Consider the following 23350-nt stretch of genomic DNA (forward strand, 5'->3'; position numbering starts at 1 on the left):
CAGAATAAACTCCCCGCCACAATGGTCATTTTCATGGTTTACAAATAAAGAAAATCACATCTCTTTTTTTATTTAGCTCACTGAAATGAATACTGGCAACTGAAAAGATTTATTTCCTCTGCGCTTTTGATCTTCATACAAATTATTTTTTTCTTTGTTTTAAATCAAATGTTGGCGATCTAAATAAAAGCAAAATCCCACATATTGTGCTTTAATTACACCAACCAACACAACATATAGTATTTATTCACATTTTATCCACAGATTAGTCCCCGTAGTAAACATGGCGAATAGCTGAGGTCGTATTGTGGATAACTTAACAAGGAGAATGCCCGTGGTAACGGTTGTTATAAAAAGAGATGGTTGTCAGGTCGGTTTTGACCTTCCACGAATTCAGGAAGCCGTTAAACGTGCAGCGGCTGCTGTGAATGTTAAGGATGACGATTATTGTCTTCAGGTTGCTTCTGTTGTTACAGAGCAACTTTGCAGCCGTGACCGAGTGGATATCGCTGACATTCAAGATGCTGTCGAAAACCAATTGATGGCAGGGCCTTATAAAGACTTAGCCCGTGCTTATATTGAATATCGCCACGACAGAGACAGCGAACGTGAAAAACGCAGCCAATTGACACATGACATTCGTGGGCTAATCGAACAAAGTAATGTCTCTTTACTCAATGAAAATGCCAATAAAGACAGTAAAGTGATCCCGACACAACGCGATTTACTCGCTGGTATTGTCGCTAAACACTATGCAAAACAACATATTTTGCCGAGAGATGTCGTTATCGCACACGAACGTGGTGAAATTCACTATCATGATCTCGACTATGCGCCGTTCTTCCCGATGTTTAACTGTATGTTAATTGACCTTGAAGGCATGTTAACTAACGGGTTTAAAATGGGAAATGCAGAAATAGAGCCACCAAAGTCTATTTCAACCGCAACAGCTGTTACAGCACAAATTATTGCACAGGTTGCGAGCCATATTTATGGGGGCACAACCATTAACCGTATTGACGAAATTTTAGCGCCATATGTCGCTATCAGCTACGAAAAGCACCTAAAAGTCGCCAAAGAATGGGGAATAGCAGACGCAGAAGGTTATGCACACAGCCGCACCGATAAAGAGTGTTACGACGCCTTTCAATCCTTAGAGTATGAAGTCAATACGCTTCACACCGCAAATGGCCAAACCCCGTTTGTCACCTTTGGTTTTGGTCTCGGAACCTCTAAAGAAGCACGATTAATTCAACAGTCTATTCTGAAAAACCGCATTGCGGGACTTGGTAAAAACCGTAAAACGGCCGTTTTCCCTAAGCTCGTATTTGCAATTAAAGATGGCCTAAACCATAAACTGGGTGACCCTAATTACGACATCAAACAACTCGCTTTAGAGTGTGCCAGTAAGCGCATGTACCCCGATATTCTTAACTACGACCGTGTCGTTGATGTTACTGGGTCATTTAAAACGCCAATGGGCTGCCGCAGTTTCCTTGGCACCTATGAAGAAAATGGGCAACAAATTCATGATGGCCGCAACAATTTAGGCGTTATCAGCCTCAATTTGCCTCGTATTGCTATCGAAGCACAGGGCAGTGAAGATGCGTTTTGGGCATTACTGGATGAACGTTTAGCTATTGCCAAAAAAGCCTTAATGACTCGCATTGCCCGTTTAGAAACCGTAAAAGCACGTGTTGCGCCAATTTTATATATGGAAGGCGCTTGTGGAGTTCGCTTAAAAGCGGATGATAACGTCGCTGAGATATTCAAAAATGGTCGTGCATCTATTTCTTTAGGTTACATTGGGTTGCATGAAACCATCAATGCACTTTTTGGCACACAAACTCATGTCTATGATAATGAAAAATTGCGCGAAAAAGCTGTCGAGATTGTCAGCCACTTACGTCAAGCCACTGATGAGTGGAAAGCCCAAACAGGCTATGGTTTCAGTTTATACAGCACACCAAGTGAAAATTTGTGTGACCGTTTTTGCCGTCTCGATACCGCTGAATTTGGTGTGATACAAGGTGTTACCGACAAAGGCTACTACACAAACAGCTTCCACTTAGATGTTGAAAAACAAGTGAATCCTTACGATAAAATTGATTTTGAAGCGCCTTACCCTGCACTCGCGAATGGCGGTTTTATCTGTTATGGCGAATATCCAAACTTACAACATAATGTTAGAGCCTTAGAAGACGTGTGGGATTACAGCTATCAACATGTGCCTTATTATGGAACTAACACACCAATTGATGAGTGTTATGAATGCGGTTTTTCCGGTGAATTTTCCTGCACCAGCAAAGGTTTTACCTGCCCGGCTTGTGGTAATCATGATACTAACCGAGTTTCAGTTATCCGCCGTGTCTGTGGCTATTTAGGCAGCCCAGATGCAAGGCCATTTAATGCAGGAAAACAAGAGGAAGTCAAACGCCGTATTAAGCATTTAGGTAACGGCCAAATAGGTTAATGCCATGAATTATCACCAATATTATCCTGTTGACGTGGTCAATGGCCCCGGAACCCGCTGTACACTGTTTGTGGCAGGGTGTGTTCATCAATGCCGTGGTTGTTACAACCAAAGTACATGGCGAGTGGATTCAGGTGTGCCATTCACCCAAGAAATGGAAGACCAAATTATCCAAGACTTGCAAGATACTCGTATTCGTCGACAGGGATTATCCCTGTCGGGCGGAGACCCGCTACACCCAGCCAATTTGCCTGCAGTGCTCAAGTTGGTAAAACGCGTTAAAGCAGTTTGCCCAGATAAAGACATCTGGTTATGGACAGGATACACATTGGGTGATTTTACGCTTGAACAGCAAAAAGTGGTGAGTTTTGTCAATACCGTGATTGACGGTAAATTTGAGCAGGATTTACATGACCCGCGCTTAATTTGGCGCGGTAGCTCAAATCAGGTGATCCATAGGCTTCGTTAAATTTGGCATTCCCAATATAGCTTGGTGCCAAAACCTAATTTATTATCCACCATTTTGACATTCTGTAAGTGAAGCAGCCAAACTGGCAGTTTCGCTGCTATTGCCACAGGGAAACGACGGCAGTAGAAACTGCGAGCGAGCTGTGCTTCCTCACTTTCTAATATTTTAATTTCACCTGTAAATTGAATACCTTGTATTGCATTCACAGCTTTAGTTTGCGCCGATATTGTGCCAGCCACTTGCGGGTTAGCCACCATCAATTGCCCATGCTTGGAATTCGGGTCTGTCATTAAAATCAGACACATCGTTTTCGCATCAAATGCATAGTAACAACTGGCAGGCCAGATATCATTGTTGTGATGAGCAAAAAGGGAAAAAACGTGTTGGCGAGCAATATAGCGTTGGATGTGTTTTAAAGTTTGTTCAGGCGTCATAGCGGTTTCCATATAAACCCGTTCAGAACAAGCTTTCGGGTTACCCCTAAGCTTGCTTAAACTGTTCTGAACGTAGGCATAAAATTCGCTATTACTATAGCCTAACTAGCTGAAATATTAACCTAAATTTTTTTAGGCCTATACGCCAACTAAATTCGAGTATTTATTCTAAATAATTCGTGGTACAGCTAGGCGGCAAGTGAACGAGACGCTAGGAGCATACATAAGTATGTGACTAGTGCGAGTAAACGTAGCCAACAACGCTGTGACGTGAATTATGACGAATAAATTTATTTATAAATAGCCGCGGTACCACTCATGCTATTCTCACCGCCAGCAGAAATCACACGGAATGAAGTTGCGCCAGCTTCATCAGCTTTTTTGGCTAATTGTGCGGTCAGGTCATTTACACTCACAGCACCCGTTACTGAGACATAACCTGCTGCTGGCTGACTAGTATGTTGAACTTCTTCAGCCGCCATTGAACCAAATGAAACAGCACCTAAAGTTAAAGCAGCAGCGAATAATGTTGATTTTTTCATTGTATATACCTTCTTGTAAAATTGATTTTTAGTTGGGATTTTTACTGTCCCTCTGTGATATGGATCATATTATGCGCTTTATTTTGAAAAGAGAATTAGCTAATTTTGCTATAGTCATTCAAATATTTTGAATATTAACCTAGGTTGAGGTTACAAATTTGTGACAGTTTAATATCATTTTTTATTTAAATTTTAATATGTTATAAATATCTTACTTAACGAATATATTCGTTGTTAACCTAATATTTTCTTCTTATAAATCAGCACAGAATGATAAAAACAACCCTAGAAAAAAAACAATCAAAACAAAGTGATTGGTATCTTTACTTAGTAAGAGAGAAAAATAACGCCTTGTATTGTGGTATCACCACCGATGTACAACGTCGTTTTGAGCAACATAAGGCAGGAACAGGGGCAAAAGCATTGAAAGGAAAAATGCCACTAGAACTGGTATTTTCTTGTTTTATTGGTTCTCGCTCAGCCGCGTCAAAAATAGAATATCAAGTTAAGCAACTGAATAAAAAGATAAAAGAAAGGCTGGTCATTGACCAGCCTGATGATTTAACTGACTACTTAGCTAACTATAAATTATTGAAGTGTGAAGAGTAAGTCACCAAACCTTGGTGTTCCCCGATTTCGCCATTTTCTAAGCCACAAACCAAAAAATGAGCCTGTTGTTCAGGCCATTGGCAGCTTACGCCGTGGCTTGAAGCCGGTTCAAAACCAAAACGCGAATAGTAGCGTTCATCTCCCAGTACAACGACAGCACCATAACCAAACTCATTAAGGCTATCTAACCCTTCATAGACCAGTTTTTCTGCGATCCCTTGGCCTTGATGCGCTTTACTTACCGCTAATGGCGCAAGACCTACCCATTGTACGTCTTCGTCGTTAACATCAACGGGTGTGAAGCCAACATAGCCAATCACTTCACCATCATCATTTGTTGCCACAACCCCGAGAGTTAACAAACCATCCTCACGCAAATGTTGAACAAGGTTAGCTTCCGCTTCAGTTGGAAATGTTTCACGCAATAATTTATCAATACCCATTGCATCGACAGGGATTTCAACTCGAATTAGCATGAAGTTAACGCAGGCGATTTAGGCTCTGCGTCCTCAGCTTCATTCACGGTTTTAATCACATCGGCTAATTGTAATAGAGCAAAACGCAGCGGTGCTGGCATGTTTTCGAGTTCGAAAGCGTCCATTAAATTCTTCACATAAAGTCCGAGCTCAGTATCCCCTTCAATCACCAATCTACGTTGGAAAAAGAGCGTATCGGGGTCTTCTTTACGCGCGGCGATCAGTACCAGATCATTCGCATTACCACTCACACTAACATCAGCCTCTGCATGCTGTTTTACAGACAATTGACCATCTTGCAAACTGATAAACCAGACTAATGCTAAGTCACGAACTTCAACTTTTAGCCATTTGTCTTCGAGAAAATCAAGTTCCCCTTCTTTTACTGATTCGCGAAATTGCCAACTTAGCAACTGCTCGAGAACCTGACGCTGTAATGCGAATGGGGTCACTTTTAAAGGCAGTTTCAAAAATGAAGGGCCTTTTGTGATGAGTTGAGAACGAATTTTACCTAACACAGTACTGACTCCCGTAGTAATTGTCTGCCCGTTTTCGTGTAACTACTTAACCGCAGTAGCAGCTCGAATTATTTAGGGTAACATATTGCATATTTAGATGATTAAATTTTCAACGCTAATAACCCCACTTATTGAAGTCATTAACCTAACATTTGACTCACGATAAGTTATCTTGCCAAAAAATGACATTATTGGTTTGATCCTATATCAATTTTTGCCCATCCCGCCAATATTTATTTCTCACTTCCCATTGATAAAAAACTATCTCTAATTACCGATACTATCCAATTAACGTTCAAAATTTAGTCAAAAATGATTTATTTTCCCTATTTAATAAACTTATTCTCTACTATTTGATACAGTTTCTTTATTACCCACCAGTCCCCTTATTTCCCTAACAACCTTAATTAACGAATACTGATATCCATTAACAATTTCTCTGCTCTAAATCAAAATCTATAACAGTTCTGTTGACTAGAATGGCAGCTATTAAATTTTATACAGGGATAGGACAATGGAATTACTCTGCCCAGCAGGGAATTTGCCCGCGTTAAAAGCGGCTGTCGATAACGGTGCTGATGCCGTTTATATTGGATTAAAAAATGATACCAATGCGCGCCATTTCGCAGGACTCAATTTTACTGAAAAAAAACTGCACGAAGCTGAGCGCTATATTCATAACCGTAAACGAAAATTACATATTGCGATTAATACATTTGCGCACCCTAATGGTTACGAACGTTGGCAAAACTCCGTCGATCTTGCTGCAGATCTCGGTGCCGATGCCTTGATCTTAGCCGATATCGCAATGTTAGAGTACGCGGCAAATAAATACCCGCATATTGAAAGGCATGTTTCTGTTCAAGCCTCTGCGACCAATACTGAAGCCATACGCTTCTATGAACGTAATTTTCAAGTCCATCGTGTCGTCCTGCCGCGCGTGCTATCTATTCACCAAGTGAAACAATTAGCCAAAAATAGCCCTGTACCGCTTGAAGTGTTTGCTTTTGGTAGTTTATGCATCATGGCTGAAGGCCGCTGCTATCTGTCTTCTTATCTCACGGGTGAGTCGCCAAATACCGTAGGTGCATGCTCTCCAGCCCGTTTTGTTCGTTGGCAACAAACTGAGGAAGGAATGGAGTCACGCCTCAATAATGTGTTGATAGACCGTTACCAAAAAGATGAAAATGCAGGTTACCCAACACTATGTAAAGGACGTTATCTTGTCGATGAACAGAAATATCATGTCCTAGAAGAGCCCACCAGCCTCAATACTATTGAATTATTACCTGAACTGATGGCAGCGAATATTGCCTCTGTCAAAATTGAAGGCCGCCAGCGCAGCCCAGCTTATGTGACTGAAGTGACCCGTATTTGGCGCCAAGCCATCGACCGTTACAAATCCAACCCGAATAACTTTGTCACCGACCCTAAATGGCTAAAAGCATTAGGTGGGCTTTCTGAAGGAAGCCAAACTACATTGGGTGCCTATCATCGTAAATGGCAGTAATTTAAAAGGTAAATATCATGCAGTACTCGTTAGGATCTATTCTTTATTACTGGCCAAAGCAAACGCTGGAAGATTTTTATCAATACGCCATACAAAGTGACGCCGATATTATCTATCTCGGTGAGACAGTGTGCAGTAAACGTCGAGAAATGAAGCCCAATGATTGGATAGAACTCGCACAACAACTCACGAAAAGTGGTAAACAGATTGTGCTGAGCACCCTTGCTCTCCTTCAAGCACCTTCAGAACTTAAAGAGATCAGCAAATTAGTTGATAATGGCGAGTTTCTCGTTGAAGCCCATGATTTTGGTGTGGTCAACATGTTAGCCGAGAGAGGACTTCCTTTTGTCGCGGGCCACGGTTTGAATTGCTATAACGCACAAACCTTAAATATTCTCTTACGCCAAGGCATGGTGCGCTGGTGTATGCCTGTAGAGCTTTCTCGTGATTGGCTAGTCAATTTACTTCACCAATGTGATGATATCGGTATTCGTGGCAAATTTGATGTTGAAGTGATGAGCTACGGTCACTTACCACTTGCCTATTCCGCACGCTGTTTTACTGCTCGCTCTGAAAATAAGCAAAAAGACGAGTGTGAAACTTGTTGTATAAACTACCCACAAGGGCGCAAAGTACTTTCCCAAGAACACCAACAGGTGTTTACATTAAATGGCATTCAAACGCTCAGCGGCGCTTGCTATAACCTCGGTAATGACCTGCATTCAATGCATGACCTTGTAGATATTGTGCGCATTTCCCCTGAAAGTATAGAATCCCTTGAGATAATCAAACAGTTTAAAGCCAATGAAAATGGGGATATTCCGCTGAATATCGTAAACCAAAACTGTAATGGTTATTGGCGACAAATTGCAGGGTTGTTGCTAGTGCCTTGATATACAATAGGTAATGAGCTCGAACTATAGCTCATTACCTTAACCAAATAATTCACTGTGCGAACCAATATCAACGAAAGTGATTAAATTACTTTTATCTGACAAGCGATAAACCAGTAAGAAATCACCACCAATATGAAGCTCCCTAGCTCCTTGCCATTCATGACCTTCTAATTCATGGTCAAGATATTCTTTTGGTATTATTTTTTGAGAAAACAGTATTTCCATAACGAGAACAGCCGCATTCATATCCCTACGGCCCGCTCGGTTATATCGTTCCCATGACTTCTTAAACGTTGGTGTATAAGCAACCTGCCTTGGTTGCTTAGCTCGCTTATTACTTGGCTTCTGAGTCAACTTTGCTTAACTCCACCATCATTTCGTTAATTGAATCGTAGTGCTGCTCAATAGCTTTAGCTTCTTTCAACGCTAGTGTAGTTTTCAGCGAAGGTTGCTTACGTTTGATTTCAAAGGGAACTCTTTGCTCTTGAACTACTTGCTCTAAAAACAAACGAATAGCTGCGCTAATAGTCAAACCACAATCTTGTAATACACTCGTGGCTTCCGCTTTTAATTGTTCATCAATTCGACTACGAACATCTGTTGTTTTCAATAGTGTTGACATATCATCCCCCCACACATATCAAACGTAGCTACATTGTGACTACATTGTGGTTGAGTTTAGCATTTGTCGATTAATTAGTCATTATTTCTTTAGGCCGCCTTTTCTAATAGACCATAAACACGATTAAATATTAATGCCGATGCCTGCGCCAGCGGTTAAACATATGGCTAATATGACGCAGTTCGCCATCTCGGAGCATACCAATAAATACCCCAATGACCGTATAAATAACCCCTAAAATCAGCATCATCACGATATCCATCAGGACATCGCTAAACGGTAGTCCCATTTGGTTAAGACCTGCCATGGCGTTTGTGGCCCATGTTGATGGTAGTGCTGATGCAATCATACGAACCCAATCAGGCATCGCTTGCAGTGGCCAAATCGTACCTGACATATAAAACACAGGGGTCGTAATAAATGCCAAAGTTAAATAAATCATTTCGACACTGCGCAAACATTCCGTCACTAACTTGCCAAGCCCCAGAACAGCCAAGAGGAATGGGAACGTGAACATCCAAATCACATACAATGGCGCTTCTTGCCGGTAACCCAATACCCACGGCCAAAGGGCAAAAAATACGGTAGATAAAAATAACCAAATCGGAATTAAAGCAGATAGCGCCCCTAAATAAACGGCTAATGGCGGTTTTCCTTTCGGCGTAGAACGGACCGCGATACTGACTCGCACACAGGCAATCAATAGGGAGTGCTGTAATAACATCACCAATAGGCCAGGGAAAACGATCGCTGCGAAGCTGATCCCTGGGTTATACAATGGCTCAGTTTCACTGCGAATAGGGGTAATAATCACTTTAGCTTGCTCTTGGCTATAGCCTGCTTTAGTGAGTAACTGGGTGTTATAGGCATTGAGCAGTGTTTGGTAAGCTATTGATAACTCTTGCTGAATTTGCCCACTCGCTAGCCGGTTAGTGCCATCACCATACACTGGCACAGTGATATTTTTACCACTCAATAAGTGTTGTTGAAAATCTGTTGGAATGATAATTATCGCAAATAACTTTCTCGCAATCATATCCTGACGAGCTTGAGCAAGGTTATCATAACTCTGCAATTGCACCTTCGGCGTCGCATCAAGATCGCGGATTAACTCACGACTTGCTGTGCTGTGGTCCATATCAATCACTGCAACAGGTAAGTCCCAAAGAACAGGCTTGGCATAAACTAAGCTCATAACGCACAGAGAAACCAATAATAACAGCCACATCGGTTTTTCCAACATCCCCAGCAGCACTTTACGAAAGGTTGCAAAATAGATAGCCATTAGACAACCCCTCCTTGGTTTTCTAACCGTTTTACTAGTCGCTTACGGATTAAAAAGCCAATCACGAATGGGTAAATCAATAAAAATAGACACACTTGAACGATGCGAGTAAAAGAAATCTCCCGCAAGAAAATATCAAACATAGCATTCAATGTATGTGTAAGTGGTTCAATATTAGAAATAATCTGTGCAGGCAATATCATTGATAGCTCAGGCACAGCCATACCCGAAAAGGCTAAGGCGATACTCACCAGCATCCCTATCAAGCTATACGCCATGATGGCACTTGAGGTAAAACTAAACAGCAATAAACCGATACTTTGCGCTGCTATCACATAGAAAAACCCTAATACAATCATATATAACGGGTTCCCTACCACTTTAGCATCAAAAATAGTGACTAGCGCCGCAATCTCTACGGCGAGCAATATACTGAAAAATAAGGTGTAAGGAGCTAACTTCCCAAGTAACGCCATGACAAACGGTTTAACACTTTGTAAGGTAGAACCTCGTGACATGGTGTAGATTGTTGCGGTAACAACAAATAGCTGTAGCATATGAATAGTTGCAGCAAACTGTTGATAATAAATATAACTACCGCTCGGATTGAACAAACTGTCATAAGAAAGTGTGACTTGAGCTAATGGCGGCAATGCCTTTCCCATGGACTTAGCCATTTCTTGGCGATACTTCGCATTCAGCTCTGCCACTAGCCCACTAAAATCTTGAATCGCATAACTGCCTGATGCATAAAAGAGCGCATTATAATACATCCGCAGCTCTGGCTGACGCCCCCGTAAAACATCTTCTTCAAAGTTATGAGGAATATACAATAACGCGTAATCTTTTGAACTACCGAGTCTTTTTAATGACGTACTCAAATTATCATCAATCGTTTTTACATCAGCGTGCGGGCCTGCGTTAAGGTCACGAATAATTTGCCGAGACACGGGGCTATGGTTGTCATCCACCACAGAAACGGGTAAATCCATTAATGTCCCCTCTGAAAAGTTAGCGCTAACTAACGTAAACAGCATTAATGGAAACAGCCAACTTAACCAATGAAAAACAGGGCTACGAATAGCCATTTGGGTTTCACGGCTAAAGGCGTGCTCAAAACCGTGCCAAGCGAACTTAAATTTCATGGCAACACCTTTTACTTATCCCAGTGCCATAACACACTCATGCCAGGCCTTAACCCTTCGATCGGCTCTACAGGATATAAGCGAATTTCAAATGTTTTTAAATCGAAGTCACCCGTTGCACGTGTTGCTCGCTTAGTAGCATAGTCACCTTTTGGTGCAATATAACGAATTTCAGCTTCAACCACCTTATTACCCAACGCTGGGATATCCAGCTGTACTTTATCGCCTTTTTTCACATCAACTAAAATATCTTCACGCAAGTTATAGACAAAATAAGCTTGCGGCAGGCGTATTAATGAAACCAAAGGGCTTCCTGCATTAAATAATTCGCCAATTTCAGCGGGGATAGGTCCTACTTCCCCATCAACCGGGGCTTTAACTTGCAAATCATCCACCTGAACTTGCAATTCAGCCAATTTTTGTTCTGCTTGGTCAAGCGCCGCCTCATATTGCTGACGTAATTCAATACGGTCACCATGTAAGCCTTCTTCTAACCGTGCTTTTGCCCCCTGGACTTGCGAAAATGCCACTTCTTTGGCCTTACGTGCGTTATCTAACTCATTCGCTGAAACATACCCTTTGTTTTTTAAATTACTTAAACGGGCATATTCACGAGAGGCATTTTGATATTGAGAGTTGGCTTGTGCCAAGGTGGCTTTAAGATCACGAATAGTTTCTTCGCGAGTACCATTAATAGAGAGTTCTAGCTGCGCCTTTGCTTGGTCTCTTGCCGCTTTTGATGCTGCATACTGCGCCTGTAGCTCAGGGCTTTCTAATGTTAAGAGAAGTTGCCCTTGTTTTACATCATCACCACGCTCAATATGGCGCTCAATCACCCGCCCTTTTGCTTTCGAGGTTACGATAACTTCAGGTGCATCGACTTCCCCCTGTAACAATAAATATTGGTTATGGGAATGAAAAAGTGCCGCTGCTGCTATTAAGATAAGCATCAGCAAAATCAGTGCTATTGTTCTTTTTTTCATTATTTATGTGAACCTTAAATAATAACGGGGGAAACTACCATCCCTAGAGTATGACAAGAAAGTTAAATACAGCGTTAATAAATTCGTGCGCAAGATCACGAAAAGGTAGGTCATTGACTAATATTGAAGCGGTTTCAGCCTTATGTCAAATATTGATGAGTGTACTTTTCTCAAATGTCGATTACTTAACCAGTGACTTACGATATAATTTCAAGCCGAATAAAGACTAATAATAGATAGCAAGAATAAATAATTCCGCCACAAAATAAAAATCCCACAACGTATCATGCTCTAAATAGTTCACATTGTGGGTAGGCGACAAGAGAAGATAGCTTGGGGAGCATACACAAGTATGTGACCCAAGGAGCTGAACGTAGTCAACACCCCCAGAATGTGAAACATGACGAGCCATGCTCTAAATAGTTCGCATTATGGGTAGGCGACAAGAAAAGGTATCTTGGGGAGCATACACAAGTATGTGACCCAAGGAGCTGAACGTAGTCACCCCCCCAGAATATGAAACATGACGAGCCATACTCTAAATAGTTCACATTGTGGGTAGGCGACAAGAGAAGATAGCTTGGGGAGCATACACAAGTATGTGACCCAAGGAGCTGAACGTAGTCAACACCCCCAGAATGTGAAATATGACGAGCATGTACGAATTTGACTTAATATTACTCCTCCTCCAGCAAATGTGCGTCTACTTAGTGATCGCATGGGTCCTTAGTCGTACCCCGCTGGTTACCCCATTACTTAAAGTCACTATTCGCTTACCTCACAAGGTGATGTGCTACCTGATTTTCTCAGTATTTTGCATTATCGGTACTTATTTTGGTTTGCATATCAATGATTCTATTGCCAATACTCGCGCCATTGGTGCCGTGCTTGGGGGCCTATTAGGCGGTCCCGCTGTCGGCTTTGCCGTTGGTTTTACTGGTGGGTTGCATCGTTATTCATTGGGTGGTATGAGTGCATTTGCCTGTATGGTTTCAACGATTGTTGAAGGGTTGATTGGCGGGTTAGTTCATCGTTACTTTATGAAACGCGGCGAAATTAATAAAATTTTTAATCCTATGATTGCCAGCTGTGTCACTTTTATTGCTGAAATCATACAAATGCTAATTATTTTATTGTTGGCAAAACCTTTCGATGAAGCCCTCGAACTTGTTAAAAATATCGCTGCACCTATGGTCATCGCAAATACGATTGGCGCAGCTATGTTTATTCGTATTTTACTCGACCGCCGCGCTATTGTTGAAAAATACACAACTGCATTCTCTGCTCAGGCGCTAAAAATCGCCTTAACCACTGAAGGAATTCTGCGTAAAGGCTTTAATGCTGATAACAGTATGAAAGTTGCCAAGATTATTTATCAAGAACTAGAAATTGGCGCCGTCGCCATCACTGATCGTGAAAAAATACTCGCATTTATTGGTATTGGCGCTGATCACCATCGCCCGGGAACACCGATTTCGTCGAGTCAGTCAAGGCAAGCTATTGAGAATAATGAAGTTGTATATGCCGATGGCAATGAAACGCCTTACAAGTGTTCATTAAGCCCCACCTGTAAACTCGGTTCTGCATTAGTGATCCCATTACGCGGGGAAAACGAAAAAGTCATTGGTACAATTAAACTGTATGAAGCGAAAAATAGCCTATTTAGCTCCATAAATCGTACCCTTGGTGAAGGCATAGCCAGCTTATTTTCCGCGCAAATTCTCGCGGGCCAATATGAGCGCAATAAGCAATCACTGTTACAATCTGAAGTTAAACTACTTCATGCGCAAGTGAACCCCCACTTTTTGTTTAATGTACTCAATACGCTGCAAGCCGTGATCCGCAAAGATAGCCAGCAAGCAGGCCAGCTTGTGCAGTATATTTCGACATTTTTTCGCAATAATTTAAAACGGCCTGAACAAAATGCCACGCTTGGTGAAGAAATTGAACATATCAACGCCTATTTGCAGATAGAAAAAGCCCGCTTTCAAGAAAGCTTACAAATTCATATTGAGATCCCAGATGAAGTCAAACAGGTTGAACTTCCAGCATTTACCCTGCAGCCACTGGTTGAAAATGCAATTAAACACGGCACCTCACAGTTATTAGAAACAGGATATATTACAATACGTAGTTATATCGGCAGTGAACATGTCTACATCGAAATAGAAGATAACGCGGGGCTATACAAGCCCACTAAAAAGTCCGATGGCTTAGGAATGGGGCTAGTCGATAAACGCTTACGTTTAAAATATGGTGAACAATATGGTATCAGCGTAGAACATGAGCCAGAAAAATTCACTCGAATGAAAATTCGCCTGCCTTATTTGGCTACAACATAATAATGATTAAATTACCTCTATGAATGTATTGATTGTTGATGACGAACCTCTTGCACGGGAAAATGTGCGTTGCCTACTTGAAGAACACGATGATATTGAAATTATCGGTGAATGCGCCAATGCGATTGAAGCGATTGGGGTCATTCACAAAAAAAAGCCTGATGTGGTTTTTCTTGATATTCAAATGCCGCGCCTAACTGGCCTTGAAATGGTACGCATGTTAGATCCAGAAGACCGCCCCTATATCGTCTTTCTTACCGCTTTTAATGAATTTGCCATCCAAGCTTTTGAAGAGCATGCATTTGATTACTTGTTAAAGCCCCTTGAAACAGAGCGATTAAAAAAAACCTTAAACCGCCTACGTCAAGGTAAGCAAAAACAGAACCTTGAACTACTCAGCAACAATGAGCCGCTCAAATTTATCCCTTGTACTGGCCATAGCCGCATCTATTTGATGAAGCTTGATGAAGTGCTATACGCCACCTCACGTATGAGTGGCGTGTATGTGATGAGCACACAAGGGCAAGAAGGCTTTACTGAGCTCACATTACGCACATTAGAAACTCGTACACCTTTAGTGCGCTGCCATCGCCAATATTTGGTCAACATGACTCAGTTAAATGAAATTCTGTTTGGCGACGGTGGACAAGCCGAGTTGGTACTCAGCTCCGGTGAACATATACCTGTCAGCCGCCGTTATCTCAAGCCACTAAAAGAGGCATTGGGGTTAGTTTGAGTCGCGCTTCAACTTCCTACGCACAAACTTGGTGTATAAATTAATAATAAATTTGTACATCTAACTGATTTTTTCTATAATCAGAAATATAAGTTCAAAAAATACACAATACGTTATTCTGGGTTGTGTGTTCACTATTTATAGGAACAAAATATGTCTAATACAATGTCGCAAAAAGCAGCACGTGAAGGCCTTGGTAACCCTGAGCTCTTTAAGGGCGGCGTTTTTGTAACAAAAAATGGGCAATCTGAGCTGTTTATCCAAACAAGTGAAGAACGTGAAATAGAGCTAAAAGAAAGGGAAAGAGAGCGCCAAGCAAATGCACTGCTAAAATTGGTGATGGCAGCAAAAGATGATGTTAAAAATAAGAGAACCTTATCACCAGAAGAAGCGCTAGAAAAATTACGTGCAGCAAGAAAATAATGAAAGGAAATTGTGATGGAACAACCCTATACGGTCACCCTCGCAGAAACTGCATTATGGTCACTACAGGATGTAGAATCCTTTAAAATCAATTTTATGAGCAGTGTTCAAGCAGCCGCGTTTGTTGATGAGCTACTTTTATCATCCGTTAGAGCAATATCAGAAGATCCAAAGCGTTATCGCCCAAATCAAATGTTAGCCGATAATGGTCTACTAATTCGGGAGCGAATCGATATAACTAGCCAATATCGTTGTTTATATGAATTTGATATGCAAACAAATAACGTTGTTATCCTACTTTTTATCAGTACAGCACAAGATTTAGAAAAAACGCTTTATCGCTACTACATACTTAGGTAAAAATGGCTAGCAAAAAACCCGCATTTCCAAGAAGTGCGGGTTTTCATTTTATTAGGGAATAACTTCCCTAAAACCTAGCAATTACGCGTTATGGCTGCTGCTACGACGACGAGGTGCTGCATTAGTACCATCTTGACGTGGAGCAGAGTTACCACGGTCACGGTTACCACCGCCACGACGCTCACCACCGCTACGACGTTCGCCACCGCGCTCACCGCCACGGTCATTACGACGACCTGCACCAAAGCCACCTTCGCTGCCGCCATCACGACGACCACCACCACGACGCTCACCACCGCCGCGACGTTCGAACGGTTGTGCATCACCGATCAGCTGCATTTGAGTTGGTTTATTCAAAATGCGTGCGCGACTTAAATGAGTTAACACGTCAGTTGGCATGCCTTTTGGTAATTCAATTGTCGAGTGCGTTCCGTACAATTTGATATTACCGATATAACGGCTGCTGATATCCGCTTCGTTAGCAATCGCACCAACAATGTGACGAACTTCCACACCATCATCACGGCCAACTTCAATACGGTACATTTCCATATCACCGACATCACGACGCTCACGACGTCCGCCACGCTCACCACGTTCTGCACGGTCAAAACCATTGCCGTTGCTGTTGCGGCGATCACCACGGCGATCATCGCGATCATTAAATTCACGACGTGGACGACGTGGCGCATCTGGTGGCAGGATCAGAGCACGTTCACCTTGTGCCATTTTCAGTAATGCTGCGGCTAAAGTTTCCATATCTACATCTTCTGATGGAGACATTTTTGCTAACAGTGAACGATATTGGTCTAAATCGCTGCTTTCTAATTGCTGTTGAATTTTCTCAGCAAATTTCGCCTGACGACGTTGGCTCAGCAGATCTGCATCTGGTAATTCAACTTCAGGAATAGTCAGTTTCATCGTACGTTCAACGTTACGTAGCAGACGGCGTTCACGGTTCTCAACAAACAGTAACGCACGGCCCGCACGACCCGCACGGCCTGTACGGCCAATACGGTGAACGTAAGACTCGGCATCCATTGGGATGTCATAGTTAACAACTAAACTAATACGCTCAACGTCCAAACCACGCGCTGCAACGTCAGTTGCAATCAAGATATCTAAACGACCATCTTTTAAGCGCTCTAAAGTTTGCTCACGCAGTGCTTGGTTCATGTCACCATTTAGTGCAGCACTGTTGTAGCCATTGCGTTCTAACGCTTCAGCCACTTCTAATGTTGCATTTTTGGTACGCACGAAAATAATTGCTGCATCAAAGTCTTCTGCTTCTAAGAAACGCACTAACGCTTCATTTTTACGCATACCGTACACTGTCCAATAGCTCTGAGCAATGTCTGGACGGGTTGTAATGCTAGCCTGAATACGAATTTCTTTCGGGTCTTTCATAAAACGACGTGTAATACGACGAATTGGCTCAGGCATTGTTGCAGAGAACAGCGCAGTTTGGTGCTCAGCTGGAATTTGGCTCATGATGTTTTCAACATCTTCAATGAAGCCCATACGCAGCATTTCATCAGCTTCGTCTAAGACTAAGCCTTTTAATTTAGAAAGATCTAACGTGCCACGTTTTAAGTGATCAAGAAGGCGGCCTGGTGTACCCACAACAATTTGTGGTCCTTGGCGCAGTGCACGTAATTGTACGTCATAACGTTGACCACCATACAGGGCAACAACGTTAACGCGGTTCATATGTTTAGAGAAATCACTCATTGCTTCCGCTACCTGAACAGCCAACTCACGAGTTGGAGCAAGTACTAAAATTTGCGGAGCTTTTAAATCTGGGTCGATGTTATGCAGTAATGGCAAACTAAATGCAGCAGTTTTACCGCTACCTGTTTGTGCCATACCTAATACATCGTTGCCATCCATTAACAATGGAATACATTGCTGTTGGATTGGTGATGGTTTTTCATATCCCAGGTCATTTAGTGCTGTCAAAATAGATGCTGATAAACCTAACTCAGCAAAAGAAATATCGGTCTCAGTAGTCATGTAAAGGTGCCTCATACATAATGGCAGCCAGTTTACATAACCATGCGAAAATCATTTCGGTCATTTTCATTTAAAATGTGAACTGGCTCAAATTGTGTTTATTAAACGAACAAATAGGCCGTCACCCCGAGGGATGATGACTTAAAAATTTATCATGAAATGTTCGTCAGCTATTGCTGGCCCGATTCTAAAAGGTCGTCTTGTTCTTGGCCTAACAGCGCCAATTCCAACAATGCATAGCGGTGTTCAACAAAGCTGTGAGCGTTGTTAGCTACCGTCAGTTTGAATAACGCAACTGCGCTATCCTTATCCCCCAGACTTAGGTAATGCTTACCTAAATAGAAGTTAGTTTCACTGAGATGCTCAGCGAGCGAAGTGTTATCCGTAGATGTTTCTTTCAAACGCTCCATCAATGTATTTTCATTGATATTGCCAAGATAGAATTCTACGATATTCCAGCCCCATTGCCCTTTCTCCGCTTGGTTGTAGCGGGCAGCAAGATTATCTTGCGCCATACGCGGGTCTATGTCTTTCTCTACGAGGTAAAGCCACAGAGTACGAAAAGGATCATTTGGATCTATCTGATAATACGCCAGCAGATCATCCTGCGCTAGTTTGTACCGTTCACCGTAATATAATGCGATGCCACGATTCATTCGCGCGAAATTGTAAGTTGGATCAAGCTCTAAAACAGAATCAAACGCTTCATAGGCAGCATCATAATTGCCTGCCTGCGTAAAATATATCCCTAAAAAATTAAAAACTTCAGGAATATCAGGACGAATGGCTAACGCAGTTGAAAAATCATTACGTGCCAGCGCCCTTAAACCGAGACTATCATACAACACACCGCGCTCATATAAAAGCTGTGCGTATTCATCATCGGTTAAAGACCGACTCGCAAGGATTTGTTCCATACGAGCCAGTATCACTTCTTGTTGCAATGAAGGTTGAAGTGGAACGGCAAATACCTCGTTCTTTCGCCAATCTTTGCTACTACATCCAATAATAACAAAAAAGATAAGCGCCAAGAGCACACGCGGTAACGTGCGATAATCTCTCACCCGAAGACAGATACTGTTCAACATACTCCGCCCTTACATTACCACGCTTTACAAATGATGGTTTCAGCAAATTTAGGCTGATAGCGCCCTAACTTAATAGAGCGCTGTTAAGTCAGCTTACTCTGCTGAGTCCTGCGGTTGTGCACTTGCTTCTTCAGTTGCTACCGCTTCTTTCATGCTAAGACGGATACGGCCCTGACGGTCGATTTCCAATACCTTAACAGGAACTTCTTGACCCATTTGTAGGTAATCAGTCACTTTCTCAACACGTTTGTCCGCGATTTGAGAAATATGAACCAGACCTTCTTTACCGCCGCCAATCGCAACAAATGCACCAAAGTCGACAATACGGGTTACTTTACCTGGGTAAATGCGGCCAACTTCAACTTCTGCTGTGATATCTTCAATACGACGAATTGCTTCTTTCGCTTTAATACCATCAGTTGCTGCAATTTTCACAGTACCGTCATCTTCGATCTCGATAGTCGTGCCTGTTTCTTCCGTTAACGCACGGATCACAGAACCACCTTTACCGATGACATCTTTGATTTTGTCTGGATTGATGCGGATAGTGTAAATACGTGGAGCAAATTCAGAGATTTCTTCACGTGGACCATTGATTGCTTGTTCCATCGTACCAAGAATGTGCAAACGCGCACCTTTCGCTTGGTTTAAGGCAACTTGCATGATTTCACGCGTGATCCCTTCAATTTTGATGTCCATTTGCAGTGCACTGATACCTTCACGGCTACCAGCCACTTTAAAGTCCATATCACCTAAGTGGTCTTCGTCACCTAAGATATCAGACAGAACAACGAAATCTTCGCCTTCTTTTACCAGACCCATTGCAATACCTGCAACAGCGGCTTTAATTGGCACACCAGCATCCATCAGTGCTAATGACGCACCGCAAACTGATGCCATTGATGATGAACCATTGGATTCAGTGATTTCAGACACAACACGTACAGTGTATGGGAAATCTGCGTGGTCAGGCATCACAGCTAACACACCGCGTTTCGCTAAACGGCCGTGACCGATTTCACGACGTTTTGGTGAACCCACCATGCCAGTTTCACCGACAGAGTATGGAGGGAAGTTGTAATGGAATAAGAAACGGTCAGTATATTCGCCCATTAATTGGTCGATAACCTGTGCATCACGCTCTGTACCTAAAGTTGCAGTTACCAGTGCTTGAGTTTCACCACGAGTAAACAACGCAGAACCGTGAGTACGTGGCAGAACCCCCGTACGAACGTCCAGTGCACGAACCATATCTTTTTCGCGGCCATCGATACGTGGCTCACCACGGATAACACGGCTACGAACAACTTGTTTTTCTAAGCTTGCTAAAATATCTGCAACTTCAGAAACATCAACGTTTTCGTCTTCAGCAACTAATACTGCAGTGACTTCTTCTTTGATTAAGTCAACCTGCGCGTAGCGCTCTTGTTTCTCAGTGATGCGATAAGCATCGCCCATACGGCTTTCAGCTAATTGTGCAACACGGTCATGAAGAGCTTGGTTAACTGGCTCTGGCTGCCAATCCCATTTCTCTTTACCAGCTTCTTTCACTAATTCATTGATATTCTGAATAACAACTTGTTGTTGATCGTGGCCAAATACCACTGCACCTAACATTTGCTCTTCGCTTAACAAATCAGCTTCAGATTCAACCATTAATACCGCGTTATCAGTACCTGCAACCACTAAATCCAAACGGCTGTTTTTCAGTTCGTCTGCTGTAGGGTTCAGAACATATTGGTCATTGATAAAACCAACACGTGCAGCACCGATTGGGCCATTGAATGGAACCCCTGACAGCGCTAATACCGCTGATGCACCAATCATCGCAACGATATCTGGGTTAACTTGTGGGTTAACAGATACAACGGTCGCAATGATTTGAATTTCGTTATAAAAACCTTCTGGGAACAGAGGGCGTAGAGGACGGTCAATCAGACGTGCGATTAACGTTTCGCCTTCACCAGGACGACCTTCACGACGGAAGAAACTTCCAGGGATGCGGCCCGCTGCATATGTACGTTCTTGATAGTTAACAGTTAAAGGGAAGAAATCTTGACCTTCTTTCACTTTTTTCTGTGCAACTGCAGTCACGAATACTGCAGTGTCATCCATGTTAACCATAACAGCAGCAGATGCTTGGCGTGCGATCATACCGGTTTCAATCGAAACAGTATGTTGACCGTATTGGAATTTACGAACAATAGGATTTAACACTATTTTACCCTTTTTGTAAGGCTACCTGAGATTCTCAGGGAGCATTGGTTTACTCTTCCTACTACAGCCTCGCGACTAATGAGAATACTGATGTTCTAGTGATCAATTCTCTCATTAGCCGCGCGAATCGGATGTAGCGAAGAGGCATTAATAAAAACAACTCACTACGATTTATAGCTTAGCATTTAAGTTAAGTATAATTCGAGTATTACTTCAACTTTCAAAATAACTTTTAGAAGAAAAGGGGCCTCTGGCCCCTTTTCTCTGAAACTGACTCTACTCGTCATACTTCAAGTTGCAACGTTGTTGACTACATTCACTCGTACTAGCCACATACTCATGTATGTACCTAGTAACTCACTCATTTGTCGCCTAGCTGCAACTCAAATTATCTAGAGTAAGATTAGCGGCGCAGACCTAAACGCTCGATAAGAGCAGTGTAACGCGCGATATCTTTACCTTTCAAGTAAGCTTGTAAGCGACGACGCTGAGCAACCATACGCAGCAGACCACGACGGCTGTGGTGATCTTTTTTGTGCTCTGCAAAGTGACTTTGCAGGTGGTTGATTTGTGCTGTCAGCAGAGCGATTTGAACTTCGCTTGAACCAGTGTCATTTTCACCGCGGCCGAACTCAGCAACGATTTTAGCTTTCGCTTCATTACTTAGAGACATAATAAACTCCAAAATGATTAATGTAAGTGATGAGAGCCAATCTCTAATTTAGCATCTCAAGATTAAGCGCCGCTATTCTACGCTGCTTAAGGCAGCAAAGCAATAAGCGCCACTACACGGACTGTTCATTTTCTACAACCAAACGCTTCGGTGCTATACGGCCATCTTCACTCACCAGAGCAATACCGATAAACCGCTGCTCAGCGCCACAAGTGACTCGAACCATACAACCTTCTTCAAGGCCTTGGACTGCGGCTCTCACAGGTTGACCCTGCTTAAAATAAGCCGCTGTTTCCTCTGTAATATTTACAGCTGGAAAATGAACGACTGCGGTATCCATTGGCAACAATAGAGAGTCGAGCAATGACTCAAAAGAACCTTCACCCGCATCTACTTTTGCACGTAAAGCAGCTAATTGTTCTAATGTTACCATTCGCTCATAAGGGTAATTAGCCACTTGCACTCGACGCAGGTAAATCACATGCGCACCACAGCCTAACATCTCACCTAAATCATCGATAATTGTACGAATATAGGTTCCTTTAGAACAGTGTATCTCCAGTTCTAATTCATTATTTTCTAAACGAATAAACTGCAATTCATACACTGTAATTGGGCGAGCTTCACGCTCAACTGTAATCCCTTTACGCGCATATTCATACAACGGACGACCTTGGTGTTTCAACGCTGAATACATTGAAGGAACTTGTAATGTATCACCACGGAAAAATTCTAAAGCATCATCTAGTTGCTGCTGTGTAAACTCTACGTTACGCTCACTAATAATTTCGCCATGTGAATCTGACGTATCAGTGCGTTGCCCAAGACGTGCAATCACGCGATAACGTTTATCTGAATCGAGTAAAAACTGGGAAAATTTCGTCGCTTCGCCGAGACAAACAGGCAACATACCTGTTGCGAGAGGGTCAAGTGCCCCCGTGTGCCCAGCTTTATTGGCATTAAAAAAGCGCCGCACTTTTTGCAGCGCATCATTTGAAGAAATGTCCGTGGGTTTATCCAGCAGCACTACGCCGTCAATATTACGGCCGCTACGACGACGCCCCATTATTTTTCCTCTTTATCACTAACATCCGCACGACGTTTTTCATCATCGCGGATCACATTTGACACTAAATTAGACATCCGCATACCGTCAACAAGAGAGTTGTCATATTCAAATGTTAACTCAGGAATAATACGCAAACGCATTGCTTTTCCAATTAATGAACGTATAAAGCCTGATGCTTCATTTAATGCTTTAATGCCATCTGCAACCATTTCTTCTTCGCTTTTATCGTTAGCGATATTGAAGAAGGTCACAAAGACTTTACCGTATGCGAGATCGCGAGATAACTCGACACCTGAAACGGTAGCCATACCAATACGTGGGTCTTTGATCTCACGTTGTAAGATGATCGCAATTTCTTTTTGCATCTCTTGCGCAACGCGTTGTGCACGACTGAATTCTTTTGCCATCGTTATATCTCCTGACAATAAAGGGGGCAAGCGCCCCCTCATTCATACTGTTTTCTCACC

Annotated in this window: 24 protein-coding genes; 9 read left to right on the plus strand and 15 right to left on the minus strand. The window is 42.5% G+C overall.

Features of this window, described 5'->3' with window-relative positions:
- Positions 1-334 precede the first annotated feature (334 nt).
- A complete protein-coding gene (gene nrdD / locus PZ638_RS18905) occupies positions 335-2473 on the plus strand; it encodes an anaerobic ribonucleoside-triphosphate reductase (protein WP_094961641.1) in 2139 nt (712 codons plus the stop codon).
- A 4-nt stretch (positions 2474-2477) separates the two neighbouring features.
- Positions 2478-2942 carry an anaerobic ribonucleoside-triphosphate reductase-activating protein gene (gene nrdG / locus PZ638_RS18910; RefSeq protein WP_036958767.1) on the plus strand — a complete coding sequence of 155 codons (465 nt, stop codon included), beginning with the start codon at positions 2478-2480 and terminating at the stop codon, positions 2940-2942.
- On the opposite strand, the gene PZ638_RS18915 is transcribed toward nrdG, so the two are convergent.
- Together PZ638_RS18915 and bhsA are read right to left on the minus strand one after the other, a co-directional pair.
- On the minus strand, positions 2939-3376 hold the full coding sequence (locus PZ638_RS18915; protein ID WP_136134048.1) for a YhbP family protein: 438 nt from the start codon (positions 3374-3376) through the stop codon (positions 2939-2941). The genes nrdG and PZ638_RS18915 overlap by 4 nt on opposite strands.
- Positions 3377-3666: 290 nt before the next feature.
- Positions 3667-3918: a multiple stress resistance protein BhsA gene (gene bhsA / locus PZ638_RS18920; RefSeq protein WP_094961642.1), complete on the minus strand. Its 252-nt coding sequence runs from the start codon at positions 3916-3918 to the stop codon at positions 3667-3669.
- 270 nt (positions 3919-4188) lie between these two features.
- Here bhsA and PZ638_RS18925 point away from each other — a divergent pair, with 270 nt between their 5' ends.
- Positions 4189-4527 (plus strand): GIY-YIG nuclease family protein, encoded by a 339-nt coding sequence (locus tag PZ638_RS18925; RefSeq protein ID WP_004905864.1) that lies wholly within the window; start codon positions 4189-4191, stop codon positions 4525-4527.
- Here PZ638_RS18925 and PZ638_RS18930 read toward each other — a convergent pair.
- Both PZ638_RS18930 and ubiT read right to left on the minus strand, forming a co-directional pair.
- Positions 4500-5003, minus strand: a complete 504-nt coding sequence (locus PZ638_RS18930; RefSeq protein ID WP_004905865.1) for a GNAT family N-acetyltransferase — start codon at positions 5001-5003, stop codon at positions 4500-4502. The two genes, PZ638_RS18925 and PZ638_RS18930, sit on opposite strands and share 28 nt — an antisense overlap.
- A complete protein-coding gene (ubiT, locus tag PZ638_RS18935; RefSeq protein WP_094961643.1) occupies positions 4997-5521 on the minus strand; it encodes a ubiquinone anaerobic biosynthesis accessory factor UbiT in 525 nt (174 codons plus the stop codon). The genes PZ638_RS18930 and ubiT overlap by 7 nt, the downstream gene beginning before the upstream one ends.
- A 514-nt stretch (positions 5522-6035) precedes the next feature.
- Here ubiT and ubiU point away from each other — a divergent pair.
- Positions 6036-7031: a ubiquinone anaerobic biosynthesis protein UbiU gene (gene ubiU / locus PZ638_RS18940; protein ID WP_094961644.1), complete on the plus strand. Its 996-nt coding sequence runs from the start codon at positions 6036-6038 to the stop codon at positions 7029-7031.
- Between the two features lie 17 nt (positions 7032-7048).
- A complete protein-coding gene (locus PZ638_RS18945) occupies positions 7049-7924 on the plus strand; it encodes a U32 family peptidase (protein ID WP_094961645.1) in 876 nt (291 codons plus the stop codon).
- 39 nt (positions 7925-7963) lie between these two features.
- Here PZ638_RS18945 and PZ638_RS18950 read toward each other — a convergent pair whose 3' ends face one another.
- From PZ638_RS18950 to PZ638_RS18970, 5 genes are all read right to left on the minus strand, one after another.
- Complete coding sequence (locus PZ638_RS18950; protein ID WP_272674589.1) at positions 7964-8281, minus strand: type II toxin-antitoxin system YafQ family toxin; 318 nt, start codon at positions 8279-8281, stop codon at positions 7964-7966.
- Positions 8262-8549 carry a type II toxin-antitoxin system RelB/DinJ family antitoxin gene (locus tag PZ638_RS18955; RefSeq protein ID WP_004905876.1) on the minus strand — a complete coding sequence of 96 codons (288 nt, stop codon included), beginning with the start codon at positions 8547-8549 and terminating at the stop codon, positions 8262-8264. The genes PZ638_RS18950 and PZ638_RS18955 overlap by 20 nt, the downstream gene beginning before the upstream one ends.
- A gap of 130 nt (positions 8550-8679) precedes the next feature.
- Positions 8680-9834 (minus strand): ABC transporter permease, encoded by a 1155-nt coding sequence (locus tag PZ638_RS18960; protein WP_206277227.1) that lies wholly within the window; start codon positions 9832-9834, stop codon positions 8680-8682.
- Positions 9834-10979 carry an ABC transporter permease gene (locus PZ638_RS18965; protein WP_004905879.1) on the minus strand — a complete coding sequence of 382 codons (1146 nt, stop codon included), beginning with the start codon at positions 10977-10979 and terminating at the stop codon, positions 9834-9836. The genes PZ638_RS18960 and PZ638_RS18965 overlap by 1 nt, the downstream gene beginning before the upstream one ends.
- Before the next feature lie 11 nt (positions 10980-10990).
- Positions 10991-11962: an HlyD family secretion protein gene (locus tag PZ638_RS18970; RefSeq protein ID WP_094961646.1), complete on the minus strand. Its 972-nt coding sequence runs from the start codon at positions 11960-11962 to the stop codon at positions 10991-10993.
- A 656-nt stretch (positions 11963-12618) separates the two neighbouring features.
- Here PZ638_RS18970 and PZ638_RS18975 point away from each other — a divergent pair.
- From PZ638_RS18975 to PZ638_RS18990, 4 genes are all read left to right on the plus strand, one after another.
- On the plus strand, positions 12619-14304 hold the full coding sequence (locus tag PZ638_RS18975) for a sensor histidine kinase (RefSeq protein ID WP_094961673.1): 1686 nt from the start codon (positions 12619-12621) through the stop codon (positions 14302-14304).
- A 19-nt stretch (positions 14305-14323) separates the two neighbouring features.
- Positions 14324-15040, plus strand: coding sequence for a two-component system response regulator BtsR (btsR, locus tag PZ638_RS18980; RefSeq protein WP_004905884.1), 717 nt, complete (start codon positions 14324-14326; stop codon positions 15038-15040).
- 153 nt (positions 15041-15193) lie between these two features.
- A complete protein-coding gene (locus PZ638_RS18985) occupies positions 15194-15463 on the plus strand; it encodes a hypothetical protein (protein ID WP_094961647.1) in 270 nt (89 codons plus the stop codon).
- Between the two features lie 15 nt (positions 15464-15478).
- On the plus strand, positions 15479-15823 hold the full coding sequence (locus PZ638_RS18990) for a type II toxin-antitoxin system RelE/ParE family toxin (protein ID WP_164456148.1): 345 nt from the start codon (positions 15479-15481) through the stop codon (positions 15821-15823).
- An 81-nt stretch (positions 15824-15904) separates the two neighbouring features.
- Here the strand turns inward: PZ638_RS18990 and PZ638_RS18995 are convergent, their stop codons facing one another.
- The 6 genes from PZ638_RS18995 to rbfA all read right to left on the minus strand — a co-directional run bounded on the left by PZ638_RS18995 (position 15905) and on the right by rbfA (position 23290).
- Positions 15905-17836 carry a DEAD/DEAH family ATP-dependent RNA helicase gene (locus PZ638_RS18995; protein ID WP_004905887.1) on the minus strand — a complete coding sequence of 644 codons (1932 nt, stop codon included), beginning with the start codon at positions 17834-17836 and terminating at the stop codon, positions 15905-15907.
- 170 nt (positions 17837-18006) lie between these two features.
- Positions 18007-18924 carry a lipoprotein NlpI gene (gene nlpI, locus PZ638_RS19000; RefSeq protein ID WP_226617020.1) on the minus strand — a complete coding sequence of 306 codons (918 nt, stop codon included), beginning with the start codon at positions 18922-18924 and terminating at the stop codon, positions 18007-18009.
- Between the two features lie 93 nt (positions 18925-19017).
- Entirely contained in the window at positions 19018-21141 is a 2124-nt protein-coding gene (gene pnp / locus PZ638_RS19005; RefSeq protein WP_094961648.1) for a polyribonucleotide nucleotidyltransferase, read from the minus strand.
- A gap of 403 nt (positions 21142-21544) precedes the next feature.
- Entirely contained in the window at positions 21545-21814 is a 270-nt protein-coding gene (gene rpsO, locus PZ638_RS19010) for a 30S ribosomal protein S15 (protein WP_004905890.1), read from the minus strand.
- A 112-nt stretch (positions 21815-21926) separates the two neighbouring features.
- Complete coding sequence (gene truB, locus PZ638_RS19015) at positions 21927-22880, minus strand: tRNA pseudouridine(55) synthase TruB (protein ID WP_110591057.1); 954 nt, start codon at positions 22878-22880, stop codon at positions 21927-21929.
- Positions 22880-23290 carry a 30S ribosome-binding factor RbfA gene (rbfA, locus tag PZ638_RS19020; RefSeq protein WP_004905894.1) on the minus strand — a complete coding sequence of 137 codons (411 nt, stop codon included), beginning with the start codon at positions 23288-23290 and terminating at the stop codon, positions 22880-22882. Before rbfA ends, truB begins: the two co-directional genes overlap by 1 nt.
- Positions 23291-23350 lie beyond the last annotated feature (60 nt).

Source organism: Providencia hangzhouensis, from assembly GCF_029193595.2.
In the GTDB taxonomy this organism is placed as follows: domain Bacteria; phylum Pseudomonadota; class Gammaproteobacteria; order Enterobacterales; family Enterobacteriaceae; genus Providencia; species Providencia hangzhouensis.